Annotated in this window: 10 protein-coding genes; 7 read left to right on the top strand and 3 right to left on the bottom strand. The window is 44.5% G+C overall.

All coding sequences use genetic code 11. The features are described from left to right. The first annotated feature begins 71 nt into the window (after positions 1–71). The 7 genes from polA (at position 72) to ACSYSH_RS02070 (ending at position 12,591) form a co-directional block, all read left to right on the top strand. On the top strand, positions 72–2,762 hold the full coding sequence (polA, locus tag ACSYSH_RS02100) for a DNA polymerase I (RefSeq protein ID WP_491702491.1): 2,691 nt from the start codon (positions 72–74) through the stop codon (positions 2,760–2,762). A 31-nt stretch (positions 2,763–2,793) separates the two neighbouring features. Beyond that, positions 2,794–3,132, top strand: coding sequence for a MerR family transcriptional regulator (locus tag ACSYSH_RS02095; protein ID WP_489815769.1), 339 nt, complete (start codon positions 2,794–2,796; stop codon positions 3,130–3,132). A gap of 148 nt (positions 3,133–3,280) precedes the next feature. Continuing rightward, complete coding sequence (glnA, locus tag ACSYSH_RS02090) at positions 3,281–4,633, top strand: type I glutamate--ammonia ligase (protein WP_489815768.1); 1,353 nt, start codon at positions 3,281–3,283, stop codon at positions 4,631–4,633. Between the two features lie 144 nt (positions 4,634–4,777). Further along, the gene (locus tag ACSYSH_RS02085; protein WP_491702492.1) at positions 4,778–7,795 is read left to right on the top strand and encodes a mucin-binding protein; all 3,018 of its coding nucleotides are present in this window, start codon (positions 4,778–4,780) and stop codon (positions 7,793–7,795) included. 177 nt (positions 7,796–7,972) lie between these two features. Then, positions 7,973–9,163 carry a metallophosphoesterase family protein gene (locus tag ACSYSH_RS02080; RefSeq protein ID WP_491702493.1) on the top strand — a complete coding sequence of 397 codons (1,191 nt, stop codon included), beginning with the start codon at positions 7,973–7,975 and terminating at the stop codon, positions 9,161–9,163. Further along, the gene (locus tag ACSYSH_RS02075) at positions 9,153–11,558 is read left to right on the top strand and encodes an AAA family ATPase (RefSeq protein WP_491702494.1); all 2,406 of its coding nucleotides are present in this window, start codon (positions 9,153–9,155) and stop codon (positions 11,556–11,558) included. Before ACSYSH_RS02080 ends, ACSYSH_RS02075 begins: the two co-directional genes overlap by 11 nt. After that, positions 11,551–12,591, top strand: coding sequence for a 3'-5' exoribonuclease YhaM family protein (locus ACSYSH_RS02070; protein ID WP_489815764.1), 1,041 nt, complete (start codon positions 11,551–11,553; stop codon positions 12,589–12,591). The genes ACSYSH_RS02075 and ACSYSH_RS02070 overlap by 8 nt, the downstream gene beginning before the upstream one ends. Before the next feature lie 204 nt (positions 12,592–12,795). Here the strand turns inward: ACSYSH_RS02070 and ACSYSH_RS02065 are convergent, their stop codons facing one another. The 3 genes from ACSYSH_RS02065 to ACSYSH_RS02055 are packed head-to-tail and all read right to left on the bottom strand — an operon-like array spanning position 12,796 to position 14,416. Next, a complete protein-coding gene (locus tag ACSYSH_RS02065) occupies positions 12,796–13,695 on the bottom strand; it encodes a peptidylprolyl isomerase (RefSeq protein ID WP_491702495.1) in 900 nt (299 codons plus the stop codon). 49 nt (positions 13,696–13,744) lie between these two features. Beyond that, a complete protein-coding gene (locus ACSYSH_RS02060; RefSeq protein ID WP_489815762.1) occupies positions 13,745–13,984 on the bottom strand; it encodes a hypothetical protein in 240 nt (79 codons plus the stop codon). A gap of 3 nt (positions 13,985–13,987) precedes the next feature. Then, on the bottom strand, positions 13,988–14,416 hold the full coding sequence (locus ACSYSH_RS02055; protein ID WP_491702496.1) for an HIT family protein: 429 nt from the start codon (positions 14,414–14,416) through the stop codon (positions 13,988–13,990). Positions 14,417–14,424 lie beyond the last annotated feature (8 nt).

The raw sequence follows: 14,424 nt of genomic DNA, 5'->3' as shown, positions 1-14,424 counted from the left end.
AAACTAACATTGCTCGCTTCGGCGAGCTTTTTTTGTGCTAAACTACAAACAAGTTAAATAAGGACTAACCAATGACTAAAAAACTACTTTTAATTGATGGAAATTCGCTGGCGTTTCGGGCTTTCTACGCGATGTACCAACAGCTAGACCGAATGGTAACACCGGAAGGATTACATACCAATGCCCTTGTGGCTTTTAATAACTTTTTAGAATCAATCGTCTTACCAATGCAACCTGACTATGCTCTTGTCGCTTGGGATGCTCAATCAGGTAAGGAAACCTTTCGTGGTGATCTTTATGCTGACTATAAGAGTGGTCGGGATAAGACACCGGTTGAATTTAAGGAACAATTTCCATACCTGCGTGAAATGGTGTTAGCACATGGTCTTCATAACTACGAACAAAATGGTTTGGAAGCAGACGATATCATTGGGACACTATCAAGGGAAGGAGAAAAAGCGGGTGATGACGTCACCATCATTACCGGAGACCAAGATTTGACGCAGTTGGCTACCGATCAGGTGACTGTGAAAATTACCAAAAAAGGTGTGACTCAGATTGAAGAATACACACCCGCTCATATAAAAGAAAAGTTCGGGCTGACACCAGCACAGATTATTGATAAAAAGGCTTTGACTGGTGATACCTCTGATAATTATCCTGGGGTAACAAAGGTTGGTGAAAAGACAGCTTTGAAACTGTTAACTGAATACCATGATCTGGATAACTTATACGCCCATGTTGACGATATGAAAAAGTCCAAGATGAAGGAAAATTTGATTGCGGATAAGGAAGTTGCCTATCGCGCACGAAAATTGGCCACAATCATTACTGATGCTGATTTATCAATTTCCTTGGGGGACTTAGCCTACAATGGACCGAAAACCAAGGGCTTGGTTGAACTGTTTGAGAGCTTACATTTCAAATCAGCGCTGGCCAAGCTTAAAGCGCATCAATTGGTTGGTCAAGATGATACTTCCGTTGAAGAGGTCGAGTCACGAGGCGCTAATTTTCAGCCAGTCAAGGAATTGAACGATGCGGCCTTAGCTGCCCTTGCTAAAGCAGATACCTTAGCGATTCAGATCGATACAGATGCGGATAATTATCATACAGCTGACATGCTAGCCTTTGCTATCGGTAATGATGATTTGGGGTACTTTGCCAGTCTTGACTTTACCTGGTTTGAAAATCAGACACTCCGTGACTTGATTGAAAACCCAAAACAGAAGTTACGACTTTTCAATGCCAAGGAAGTTTGGGTTTTGATGCATCGCTTGGATTTGCAGCTTGCTGGTGTTGATTTTGACTTTATGCTCGTCGTCTATCTGCTTGATACAGTTGGCAATGACAATGTCTTGTCAACCCTGGCCGCTCGCTTCGGTTTGTATCTGCCAGCTGATGAAGATTTTTATGGCAAAGGTGCCAAGTTTGCTGTGCCCACTGATGATCAGGAGGTTTATGATCACCTTGGACACAAGGCGGAAGCGCTTTATGGCTTGCGTGACAAGGCCTTTGAGGAATTGGCTGAGCACAAGCAAACAGATCTCTACCATGATGTTGAGTTGCCATTGTCATTTGTCTTAGCCAAGATGGAAGCCCAAGGGTTTGCCGTTAAGGAAGACCGTTTGGAAAAGATGGGCCAGGAACTTGACGAAAAAATTAGCCAACTCAAGGAAGAAATTTATCGGATTGCCGGTGAGGAATTTAACATTAATTCGACCAAGCAGTTAGGGACGTTGCTCTTTGAAAAGATGAACTTGCCAGTGATTAAGAAGACAAAGACCGGTTATTCAACTGCTGTTGAAGTCTTGGAAGAATTGGCACCACAGGCGCCAATCGTTAGCCATATTCTTGAATATCGGCAACTGGCCAAGATTAAATCGACTTATGTTGATGGCCTCTTGGCCGTTGTTGATCAAGCTGATCAAAAAATCCACACCCGGTTCTTACAGACGTTGACTCAGACTGGTCGGCTGTCATCGGTTGACCCGAACCTGCAAAACATTCCGATGCGGACGGAGGAGGGGCGTAAAATTCGCCACGCCTTTGTTCCCAGTCATCCCGACTGGTTGATTTTCGGTGCGGACTATTCGCAGATTGAATTACGGGTCTTGGCCGCCATTACTGGTGATCCAAACATGAAGAAGGCCTTCATGGATGATGATGACATTCACGCCGAAACGGCTCGCGCCGTCTTTGGCTTGAAGGCCAATGAACCGGTTGATGCTAACCATCGCAGAACGGCTAAGGCCGTTAACTTTGGCATTGTCTATGGTATTTCTGATTTTGGTTTATCAAAGAACCTTGGCATTTCGCGCAAGGACGCTAAGGCCTTTATCGAAACCTATTTTAAGGAGTTCCCTAAGATTCATGGATGGATGGAACAGATTAAGGAGCAGGCTCATCAAGATGGTTTTGTTGAAACGATTGAACATCGCCGTCGCTACCTGCCAGAGATCAATTCCAAGAACTTTAACCGTCGATCATTTGCTGAACGAACAGCAATGAATTCGCCAATCCAAGGTTCGGCAGCTGATATTATTAAAATTGCCATGATTAAGGTTGACCAGGCCTTAACCAAAGAGGGCTTACAAGCCAAAATGCTTTTGCAAGTTCACGATGAACTGGTCTTTGAATGTCCAAAAGAGGAGTTAGAGCAAGTACGAAAGTTAGTAACCTCCGTGATGGATTCCGCCGTTCATTTGTCCGTACCATTAAAAGTTGAGGACCATGCCGGTCCCACCTGGTACGAAGCCAAGTAAGGTTTTCATCACCAGCTGAAAGGAGTTTTTCATGTCCAGTTCTGAATTGCAACGTAACCGAGCCGTTTTACCAATGTCAACCGTCCGTGAGTTGACTCTTCTAACCGACCGCCAGATTCGTTACTATGAACAGCACGAATTAATCACTCCAAAACGTGGTAAGGGTGGTCAACGGCGGTTTTCCCTAAATGATATTGACCGCCTCTTGCAAATTAAAGATTACCTTGATGCTGGTGATTCTACTGCCGATATCAAAGAACTCTTTGCTAAGGCCGAGCGGAAAAATCAGCAACAGATTGGTGCTGATAGCAGTCTGCGCCGTTCATTGCAAGATGAATTTGCTCAAATTGCTCGCTTTAATAACCACTGATTTTGACGGTTGATTGACCGAACAAAATGTATTTTGTGAACAATGAATTGATGATTGAAAAAGCTGACCAGTTGGCCAGCTTGGCTGGAGAAAGCCTTCAGCCAAGAAAAAATGTACCCACTATAGCAGCCAAGTAAAGGAGTCTCCAATGGCAAAACCTTCTTACACAAAAGCAGACATTAAGCAGATCGTTCAAGACGAACAAGTTGAATTCATTCGCGTGACATTCACTGACGTGTTGGGCGCTATCAAGAACGTTGAAGTGCCAGTTTCACAACTGGACAAGGTCTTAGATAATGACCTGATGTTCGACGGTTCTTCAATTGAAGGATTCGTTCGGATTAACGAGTCTGATATGTATCTTTATCCTGATTTGTCAACATTCATGATTTTCCCATGGGCAACTGACGCGCATGGTGGAAAAGTTGCTCGTTTGATTGCAGACGTGTATTCAAAGGACCGGACACCATTTAAAGGGGACCCACGAATTGCCTTAAAGGCCGCCGTTTCACGCGCCGAAGCCGAAGGCTTTACTGCTTTTAACGTTGGTACTGAACCAGAATTCTTCTTGTTCAAGTTAGATGAAAAGGGTGAACCAACCATGGAACTAAACGACCATGGAAACTACTTCGACCTGGCTCCATTGGACCGTGGTGAAAATGTTCGTCGTGAAATCGTTTTGACACTGGAAAAGATGGGCTTTGAAGTTGAAGCTGCCCATCACGAAGTTGCTGCTGGTCAGCATGAAGTTGACTTCAAGTATTCAGACGCTGTTGACATGGCTGACAAGATTCAGACTTTCAAGTTGGTTGTGAAGACAATCGCCCGTAAGAACGGTTACTATGCTACCTTCATGCCAAAGCCAGTCTCTGGTATCAATGGCTCAGGAATGCACACAAACATGTCTTTGTTTGATAAGCAAGGCAATGTTTTTGATGGTCATGATGCTGACAAGAATTTGGGCTTGTCTGATACAGCAATGCATTTCTTGGGTGGTGTTTTAAAGCACGCCCCGGCCTTGACTGCCTTGGCTAACCCAACGGTTAACTCATATAAGCGTTTGACGCCTGGCTTTGAGGCCCCAGTTTATGTTGCTTGGTCAGCATCAAACCGTTCACCAATGGTGCGAGTACCTGCCTCACGTGGTTTAGCTACTCGCTTGGAATTGCGTTCAGTTGACCCAACAACCAACCCTTACACCGTTTTGGCGGCAATCTTATCAGCAGGTTTGGATGGTATCGATAACAAGTTGGAACCATCGGCTGCAGTTGATAAAAATATTTACTTGATGGACGAAAACGAACGTAAGAAGGCCGGGATTGTAAACTTGCCCGATACGTTGTTGGCTGCCCTTGATGAATTAAGTAATGATGATGTTGTCATCGATGCAATTGGTACTCATATTACTGATAAGTTTATCGAAGCAAAGCGCATCGAATATACGTCATATCGTCAATTCGTTTCACAGTGGGAATTGGATAACTATTTCATGAACTATTAATTCATATTTTAAAACCGGCTGTAGGCCGGTTTTTTTATAAATGAAGTAGATTTATTTGTTATTTGATATATTGAAAAAATAAAAGTATCTGTTATAATATGTTTGTAACATAAACAATTTAATAAACATATAAGGAAAGTTTTTATGGAACAGCAAATGGAACATTACAAGATGTATAAATCAGGGAAAAAGTTGGTGTATGCTTCAATCGTTGTTTTTTCATTGTTTGCAACGAGCGGATTTTTAGCCAATCAAGAAAAGGTCTCGGCTGATACAACACCATCAAGTACTACGTCATCAGCTAGCACTGCAAGTAGTACAACACCATCAAGTACTACGACATCAGATAGTACGGCAAGTAGTACAACACCATCAAGTACTGCGACATCAACTAGCACTGCAAGTAGTACAACACCATCAAGCAGTACAGCTTCAGCAGATGCTACACAATCTGATGACACTCTTGTGCGAAGTGGGCAAACTTCAGCTGATAGTTCAAACCTATCTGGATTACAAATTTCAATTTCTAACGAAGCTCAAACCTTGGCTGCTGGTAGCACACTGAATTTAACAGTGAATATCAGTTTGAATTCTTTGGCCACTTCTGTTAAAGCCGGTGACAAGATTACGTTGACCATTCCTAACAATTTGGTTAATTGGGATGCGGTTACTACTACCGGTGGTAATCAATATGGAACTTTTTCTCATGACGCTTCAACAAATACGCTGACTTTTACTTTTTCTAAGAATTTTGAAAATCAAGTTGGTTCATTTGGTTTCGGAGTTCATGCCCCCATTAAGTCTGATGCACCAGATACAAGCGATAATGTGATTACGTCTACGTTTGTTGCTTCTGATGGGCAAAGTTTAACCATTCCAGTTTCTTATGCCAAGTTTAGTACAGGGGCAGTGCCTCCTGCACAGCCCCTGCCGGCTGGTACTAATCGTATGCAAGCCCCTGGAACTGGTGTCGGAACTAATGATCACAAGTATAGTGGTGATGATATTACGACTAATGATGCAGTTAGTCACTGGCCAGAAGTTTTTTCTAATCAGATTAATCAAGATGGGAAAACTATTACAACAAATGTGATGAGCCTTTATGATATCTTGCAACCGGATCAAGATAACTCAAAATCATTGACCGGTCGAAAATATCTGTTTGAAGTTTCTGGTCCCGATGCTTCGATTGATTACAATTCATTCCGTTTCCAGTTACCAAAAAATGGGACTACCACTGCAGGTCAGGGCTGGGGTACTTTAAGTCAAATTCAGAATGGAGATATTGACGGACAGGCCCATCCAGGTTTTATTTTGGTTCCTTTATCCTCAACTGAAGCACAATTGATTATTCCTGATGGTATGGACATTCAAAACATGACCGTCTTCTTTAATCTAATTGCTCCAGATTACCAGGGAACTTATACTTATAATCAACCTTATACTGATAATCAAGGAACTGGTAGTTGGAATGTTTCATACAACATGACTTGGCAAAATCCATATGCTTCGTTTGCTTCGGTACCGGTTATTTCAGTTCCACAGTCTAAGTTCGCAATGACAACTGATAACATTCCTGATGTGAACGCTTGGCTAAAATCAGATGTAACGGCCAGTGTCACAACAGATAGTGGTAACGTTGATCTAACCAAGGATATTCAGATACTAAATGATGGTGGTGCAACGGCTGCTTGGAATAATAAGCAGCCAGGGACGTACACAGTTAGCTATCAAGTTGTTTATCAAACAACAGATTCTACCGGCAAGACCCTCTACTCAATGGCGAAGGCAACAGGTAGTGTAACGATTGCTTCTCCATCTAGTCCTAATGTTCAACAGGGCAAAGTAATTGTTCGTTATACGGACGAAAACAATCAAGAGATTGCTGGAATGCCTGAAAAAGAATTGATTGGTTTGACAGGAACTGTCTATACTGTTGATACACCAAGTATTAAAGGTTATCATTATCAAAAAGCTGATGCGGCATTAGTCGGCGCCTTTGGAACAAGTGATCAGCCAACGACGATAACTTTGTCGTACGCTAAGGATGCGCCAACCGTAACCAATGAAACGAAGACGGTTAATGAAACCGTGCATTATCAATATGCTGATGGTGGACAGGCTGCTGCTGATTACGTTGCCACTCCAGTTACTTTGACACGGACGGTTTCAACAGATGCTGTAACTGGCGAAAAAACTTATGGTAACTGGACTGCAGATCAAAGTTTCCCAGCTGTAACCAGTCCAGCACTGAAGGGTTATACCGCAAATCAGCCCGAAATTGCAGCTCAAACAGTTGATGGTGATTCAAAGGATTTGGATTTCATCGTTACTTACACGAAGAACGCCCCAGCACAGTCAACGGATACCAAAACAGTAAAGGAAACGGTTCACTATCAGTACGCTGACGGTAGTAAGGCAGCTGACACTTATGAGAAGGATGTAACCTTTACTCGTACTGCATATACGGATGCTGTGACCGGCGATGTGACTTACGGAGCATGGAGTGCTGACCAAGATCTCGTTGCTGTTCAAAGCCCTTCTTTGAAGGGGTATACGGCAGACAAGTCTGAAATAGCGGCTCAAAAGGTAACTGGCGACTCTCAAAACTTAGACTTCACCGTAACTTACACTAAAAATGCACCGGCTGAATCAACTGATACGAAGACGGTTAATGAAACAATTCACTATCAGTACGCTGACGGTAGTAAGGCAGCTGACGACTATGTGGCTACGCCAATTACCTTCACTCGTAGTGTCTCAACTGATGCCGTAACTGGTGAAAAGACCTATGGTGATTGGACAGCAAATCAAAGTTTTGCAGCAGTAACCAGTCCGACATTACAGGGTTATACGGCTGACCAAACGAGCATCGCTGCTCAAAATGTAACGCCAGATTCAAGTGACTTGGTTTACACCGTTAAATACACGAAGGATGAGCCTAAAGGCACGACCACGACAACAACTGATTCAAATGATGGAAATGTGGTTGTTCAAAATCAAATTGACAAAGTTGTTAATCCTCAGGCTGACACCAATCACGTTTTGCCAAATACGGGATTGAGGTCTGAACGAAATCAGTCCAATACGAATCTTTTGTTTGCTCTATTTGCTAGCTTTGCAGGACTTGGAATTTTCTCACGTCGTAAGAAGAATAAGTAATAATATTAGCTAAATCAGAAGGCAAGAATCGTCTCTACGATTCTTGCCTTTTTTTATGAAAAAAATACGAAATTCCTTGTGGTTAGTGGCAAAAGTAGGGACGTATTTTGTATAATAGAGAGTACGAACGCCTGTTCTCTTTGGGCGAGTTGATGAAAAGACAGTGGAAGGAAGACTATGCTTAGTTTTATTCATGCCGGGGATGTTCATCTGGGCAACCCCTTTACCGGATTGAGCCAAAAGCTGAGCCCGGACTTTCAAAAAAAGGTTCAATTGGCGACTTTTACGGCGCTGAACCGCTTGCTTGAATTTGCGGTTGACCAAGAGGTTGATCTGGTTTTATTCCCAGGTGACCTGTACCACGGTGCCGACAATTCACCACTTATTCAGGAGCACTTAACGAAAGTCTTGATGCAGTTGAATCAGGCTGGCATTTGGTCCGCCATTTCCTTTGGAAACCACGATTTCCAGCAAGGACAGCAAGTCCATCCGACTTGGCCAGAGCGAGTTTTGGTTTTTGGCCCGGAAGTTGAAACAAAGACAATTACGACTAAATCAGGTGCAAAAGTTTCCATTTCAGCCTTTTCCTATACGAATCAACACCATCGTCAGTCAGCTTTGCCGAGTTATCCGGTCAAGCAGGCTGGAGTTGATTATCATTTAGGGATGTATCACGGCGTGGTTGGCCAGGAAGGTGGGAACTATGCGGCCTTCTCATTAAAGGACATGATGGCAAAGGGGTATGATTACTGGGCCCTTGGCCATATTCATGTTCGTCAAATTTTGCACCGTAACCCTGTAGTTGCCTATTCTGGTAACCTCCAGGGTCTCAACCACAATGAGACTGGCGAAAAGGGCTTTTTCCTAGTTTCCGACCAGGATGGTCAAGGTCTAGTACCGGAGTTTTATCCAGTTGCGCCTGTTTTATGGCAGCAAGTCGAAATCTCGAACTGTCCTGATTTGGTAACTTTGCAGGGCCAGTTAAATGCTTACCGCTGGGAACAGCCAACCTTGGTGATACTAGAATTAACCGGGCAGGTTGGTCCGGATATTCAAGCTGCCGCGCGCTTTGGAACCTTATTGGAAAGCTTGCAAGCTAGCCGAAAAAGTACTAGTGACTACTGGCCGGTCAAAGCTCAGGTTGCGACAAAGGCTGCTAATCAGAAACATTCACGTCCAGGATTGCCAGCTGATGTTGACCTACAGGCAGCCATTCGCCGGGTCGTCCAGGCAGACAGTATTGGGCAGTGGCTTTCTGATCAGGCTCCGGCGTTTATCAGAGATTATTTTTATTCAGAAGAGGGGCAGGCCGACTTAGCCGACCGTCTTTACCAGGACCTAGTGGAAGGAGGCCAGGATGAAGATTAAAACTATTCATATTTCTGGTTTCGGCCGTTGGTCAGATTTAACACTAACTGATTTGGCCGACTTTCAGGCTTTTTTTGGTCAAAATGAAGCCGGAAAATCGACCCTTAAGGCTTTTATCTTGGGCGTTTTTTTTGGCTACAAGGCCCGAGCTAGTCAAAAATATGAACCCCGGTCGGGAGCGGCCTATGGTGGCTACCTGGACTTAGAAATCAGTCAGAAAACCTATCGTATTCAACGAATGAATCGAACACAGTCGGAGTTAACGGTCGTTAACTTGGCGGATGGTCAGGCTCTGGCTGATGGCGAAGAATTTTTAACCCAACTATTTGGACCACTGAGTCGAGTGGACTATGAGCAGATTTTTGCCTTCGATGCCAAAGACTTACAGTTAGTCAATCAGTTGACGGGTCCTGATTTGGAAAAACACTTGTTGACCTACACGCAACCGCGGGCGTCAAAGTGGTTAGCCTGGGCAACTGACCAGCAAAAAGAGGGGAGTCAACTCTTTGCTAAACAAAAAACAGGTAAGCGCCCGCTGAACCTAGCAAGTCAGGCTTACCAGCACCAGCAGGAAAGCCGCTTAGATCTGGCACAATCATTAAGCCAGTATCTTGAAAAAGGCAATCAGGTGGAAGGCCTACAGAAACAAATTGCGGGCCAAGACCAACAATTAGCAGTGACTAAGGAGCAATTAATAACGGCTCGGGATTTGTTGTCCTATTGGGAACTTTATCAAGAAGCACTGGCATTGGAAGCCGCGGGTGCTGATGGTGGGCAGCAAGTCAACCGTTCCCAACAAAAAATTAGTGCCGCGGATCAGGACCAGTTAAAGCAATTAGCCCTGCAACTCGACTGGCTGAACCAGCAACTAGAGGAGGCCAATGAACGTCGAGCTAAACTTAAAGATAGTCAATTGACTAGCCTCAATCAGGCCGAAGTTATGGCCGTGCTGGAGGAATTGACCGAAACCAGCCAATCTCTCAAAGGAGTACTGGGACAGATTCATAGTGCCGACCGGCAAGTTGAAAAGTTTAAACAACAATTTCGCGGGAGAGCACCAGAACCGCTTAATACCGCTGATTTCCGTCTTCTTCAGGAACAAAATTATTGGCTTGGTGGAGCAGTGGCCAGCGGGGTGCTGTTAATCGGATCCTTTTTTCTACGATTGGCCCTACCGGTTGAAGTTCTTTTAGCCGCTGCCACTTTCGTCGCTGGCTATTTAGCCAAAGGTCATCATGACCGAGTTGCCGCAGTGATGGCTCCCTTTGCGCCCTGGGATAAGGAAACGATTCTGGCAGGCCAGTACGCTGCCACGTTGGCTCAAGATGCTAAAAAGTTGTCTCGTGACCTAGGCCGTCAGGCCCAGAGGTTAGCCAGCCAAATCAGTCACCACTTGAACCAAATTGATGCCAAGCGCTTTACCCATCTCCATGAATCAATGGAAGATAATTATCAAGATTTGCTGGCGGCCGTCGATCAGGCCAGTCAACTGTACGGCTTGGATCCGGCTGCCGGCTTAAAGCGACGGGTAGAAAAGGATCATGTGGCCGACCTTGAACACCAACTTTATCAGGAACGTGATCAAGTGCAGGCACAGATACAAAAAATTTTGCAAGAAAACAGGTTGACCTCACTTGGTCAGTTGTCCACTGCTTTAGCTAAGCAAAATGACCGAGATAAGAACGACCAGCGCCTGGCTGATTTATACCAACAGATTGGTGCAGACCGTCGTCAACGGTTGGTCAAATATCGAAACCGTCCTGCCTTAGAAAAGGCAGTAAAGGATCTGGTAGAAAACCAAAAGCGCCTTGAGTTTGCTCAAGACCAGGCTAACCAGCAAGTCCAAGCCCTGCAAGTTGACCAGGCTGCCTTGGTTTCTGAAACCCAGTTTCAGGATTTGACCCAGGCGGTGGCTAACCAGGCGGCACGCTTGACCGAAGACTTTGGTCGATACCTAGAAAAGTCGCTCTTACCGGCTTTGATTCAAAATATTTTTAATGGTCAGGACCAAGCTTTGAGCAGTCGGGTTCAAGATCAAGCGGGAACTTACTTGCAGCGTTTGACCCTGGGCCACTACCCAAAAATGCAAATTACGGAGAAACAGGTCCAAGTTTTTGACCGAAACAATCAGTCCTTCACTTTGGCTGAGTTGTCGACCGGAGCGGCAGACCAGGCTTATTTGGCTGTTCGCTTGGCCTTGATTACAAGTTTGCAGTTAACAGAAGGCTTGCCAATCCTAGTTGATGATGCCTTTGTAAATTTTGATGAGAACCGTCAGGCGGAAGTGCTATCCTTATTACAGGACTTGGCGCAAGACCGGCAAGTTCTTTTTTGGACTTTTACCGGTCAGCAAGTAGCCGACCAGCAGATTAATTTAGGAGAGATAAATGGCTAAGTTATTATTACAGTACCGCGAAAATGATCCGGTTGATGCCTTTGCCTTGTTAAAGAAGGCTGAAGTTCGTCAAACGAAGACTGGCAAGGATTATTTGGCTTTGACCTTTGCCGATAGGTCGGGTGATATTCCTGGAAACCTGTGGGATGTGACTAAAGAAGGCATTGAACAGTTTCAAGCTGGCCGAGTCGTTAAGGTTACGGGTACTCGGTCAGCTTTTAAAGGCAACCCGCAAATTCAAATCAGTCAACTTCGTTTGACTGATAATGGTGAACCTAGTTCAGCAGCAGATTTTATCAAAAGCGCCCCCGTTAAAAAAGCTGATTTAGAAGCAGAGCTAACGGATACAATCTTTAAGATTACTCAGCCAACATGGAACCGCTTAGTTCGCCAATTGTTCAAGAAGTTCCACGATGACTTCATGGAATTTCCTGCTGCCAAGACGAACCACCATGCCTTTGCTCGTGGCTTGGCCTTTCATAGCCTGTCAATTGCGCGCTTAGCGGAAACGGTTAGCGATCTTTATCCTCAGTTAAATAAGGACTTGTTGCTGGCCGGTGCGCTTTTGCACGACTTGGGCAAGGTGATTGAGCTTTCAGGGCCGGCCTCAACGGAGTATACTCGGGCCGGCAAGCTGATTGGCCATATCACGCTGATTGACGAGCAACTGGTTTTAGCAGCCAATGAGCTGAAGATGGATTTGAATCAGGAGGATGTTCTGATTTTACGACACGTTGTGCTGGCCCATCATGGTCTTTTGGAGTATGGATCACCCGTTCGCCCCCAGATGATGGAAGCCGAAATTCTGCATCAGTTAGATGAGATGGATGCTTCAATTCAAATGCTGACGGGTGCTATGGAACAAACAGAACCTGGTGAGTTTTCCAAGCGGATTTTTGCCATGGATAATCGGGCCTTTTACCGTCCGGAAGGTGTTCAAAGAGCAGAGGGGCCAACGGATGATGATTTGCCACCGCTACCACCAGAAGACCCTGAAGCGGGGTCGCCAATTGACCCAACGGCGCTGTTCTGAATTTTAAAAAAGGTGTGGGTAAATCGGTACCAAGTGAAACCTGGCCAGATGTTCATGCGTGTTCAAGCAAGTTTTTCCAAAGGCTTCGTGTGTCCAGGAAACTTTTAATGAAGCGGGGCAACCAAGTGCTCTTACAAGCAACAACACTAAAAAAGAGGATTCCAATCGGAATCCTCTTTTTGTTTGTAAACTATCACTGATTGATTAAACGCCGGCAGTTAAGTAACCTGACAAGGCATTCTTCAAATCAGAATCTTTGATGGTGACATCGTTCTGACGGAGAATTTTACCAACAATCTTTTGAATTTCAGTTGAGCTGTTTGAATCGTTCAAGAAGTCGCTGGTCAACTTATCCTTCAATTTTTGTTCAACCTTGCTCTCGGCAGGCTTACTTGCCATATTGTCAGTACGGACAACATAGTAGTTTGAGCCAGATGAAGGCTTAACTGGTGCTGATGAATAAGTACCGTTATCCTGGTTAAAAGCGGCCTTCCGAATTTCAGAATCAACTGTCGTATTGGTTGAATCAAAGGCAGGCAATTGACCGGACTTATTGACCTGGGCGTTCTTTGATGAATACTGCTTGTAGACATCATCCCATGAAGTTCCGTTGTTTAAGGCATCGATTGCCTGTTGAGCGGTATCCTCGTCTTTGGCTGTAATCAAAGAAATTGTAGTATCAGGGACGTAGTTGTTATAGGCGTCGTTTAACTTATCCTTTGAGATCTTATAGTTGGCCTTAACGGCTGCGTTCATGACAAGCTTTTCACGCAATGAATCCTTGTACTGAGTGTCTGTCAAACCTGATTGTGACAACATTGAAGCAAATGAATCGCCATATTGAGCCTTGGAAGTCGTGTAGGCATTGGTAACATCTGATTTTGAAACCTGTGAGCCGTATTGTTTTTCCAAGACCTTATCAATCACCATTTGGGCGAAGACTTGCTTACCAGCAGACGAGGACTTGACCTTGTCGTAATATTCTTCTTGGGTAATCTTACCGGCATCGGTTGTGGCCAATGTCTTTGACGTTGACAAACCGAGATAGGCAACGCCAGCAATAAAGACGATGACGATGAATCCCCAGATAACTTTGCGGTGCATAAAATTAGTTTCCTTCCGAATTGAAATAATTGATACGAAGACTATTCTATCACAGTTTCGAACGGTTCGACTGAGTTGCCTTCATTTTTTCCTGAACATCTTTGATGCGATCGAGGTGAACTTGGTTTTCATATTGGGTGCGCTTAGCTGCCCGTTTTAGTTCTGCTAAATCAGCCTGGTTTGCTTCGAGCGATTGTGTCAAGACGGTGACCTGTTTTTTTGCCTTCTGACTAAGGCGTAAAATCGTCTTAAATTCTTTCAGAGTTGCTTTTACTCGTGCAAATGCCATGATTTACTCCAATTCTTTCTTAATATTTTGAGCTAGTTCCTCGTAGCGATTTTCATCGTACTGGTCGGAGTTATCGATCGTCGGTGCCAGGGCATCATTTAGCCCGTCACCATCACGACGGGGAATCAAATGCCAGTGAGAATGGATGACGGTTTGACCAGCGGAAGGACCATTGTTAGATGAGATATTGATGCCGGTAATTGTCTTATCGGCAGCCTTGATGGCACGAGCTAAGACCGGTAACTTCAGCAAAACCTTTTGGGCAATGACATCATCGTAGGCGAAGATGTCATCGACGTGCTTTTTGGGAATTAAGAGCGTGTGACCAGGGGTAACCTGGGAAATATCCAAAAAGGCGAGTAAGTCGTCGTCTTCATAGACTTTATAAGAAGGAATTTCTCCTGCGATGATTTTGTCAAAAATATCTGCCATAATGGCCT

Source organism: Fructobacillus sp. ESL1117, assembly GCF_058508565.1.
This window is presented reverse-complemented; position numbering and strand designations above follow the sequence as displayed.

Bases quoted from the DNA above. Each gene is read 5' to 3' on its own strand.
- polA (WP_491702491.1), top strand. From the start codon at position 72: ATGACTAAAAAACTACTTTTAATTGATGGAAATTCGCTGGCGTTTCGG.
- ACSYSH_RS02095 (WP_489815769.1), top strand. From the start codon at position 2,794: ATGTCCAGTTCTGAATTGCAACGTAACCGAGCCGTTTTACCAATGTCA.
- glnA (WP_489815768.1), top strand. From the start codon at position 3,281: ATGGCAAAACCTTCTTACACAAAAGCAGACATTAAGCAGATCGTTCAA.
- ACSYSH_RS02085 (WP_491702492.1), top strand. From the start codon at position 4,778: ATGGAACAGCAAATGGAACATTACAAGATGTATAAATCAGGGAAAAAG.
- ACSYSH_RS02080 (WP_491702493.1), top strand. From the start codon at position 7,973: ATGCTTAGTTTTATTCATGCCGGGGATGTTCATCTGGGCAACCCCTTT.
- ACSYSH_RS02075 (WP_491702494.1), top strand. From the start codon at position 9,153: ATGAAGATTAAAACTATTCATATTTCTGGTTTCGGCCGTTGGTCAGAT.
- ACSYSH_RS02070 (WP_489815764.1), top strand. From the start codon at position 11,551: ATGGCTAAGTTATTATTACAGTACCGCGAAAATGATCCGGTTGATGCC.
- ACSYSH_RS02065 (WP_491702495.1), bottom strand. From the start codon at position 13,695: ATGCACCGCAAAGTTATCTGGGGATTCATCGTCATCGTCTTTATTGCT.
- ACSYSH_RS02060 (WP_489815762.1), bottom strand. From the start codon at position 13,984: ATGGCATTTGCACGAGTAAAAGCAACTCTGAAAGAATTTAAGACGATT.
- ACSYSH_RS02055 (WP_491702496.1), bottom strand. From the start codon at position 14,416: ATGGCAGATATTTTTGACAAAATCATCGCAGGAGAAATTCCTTCTTAT.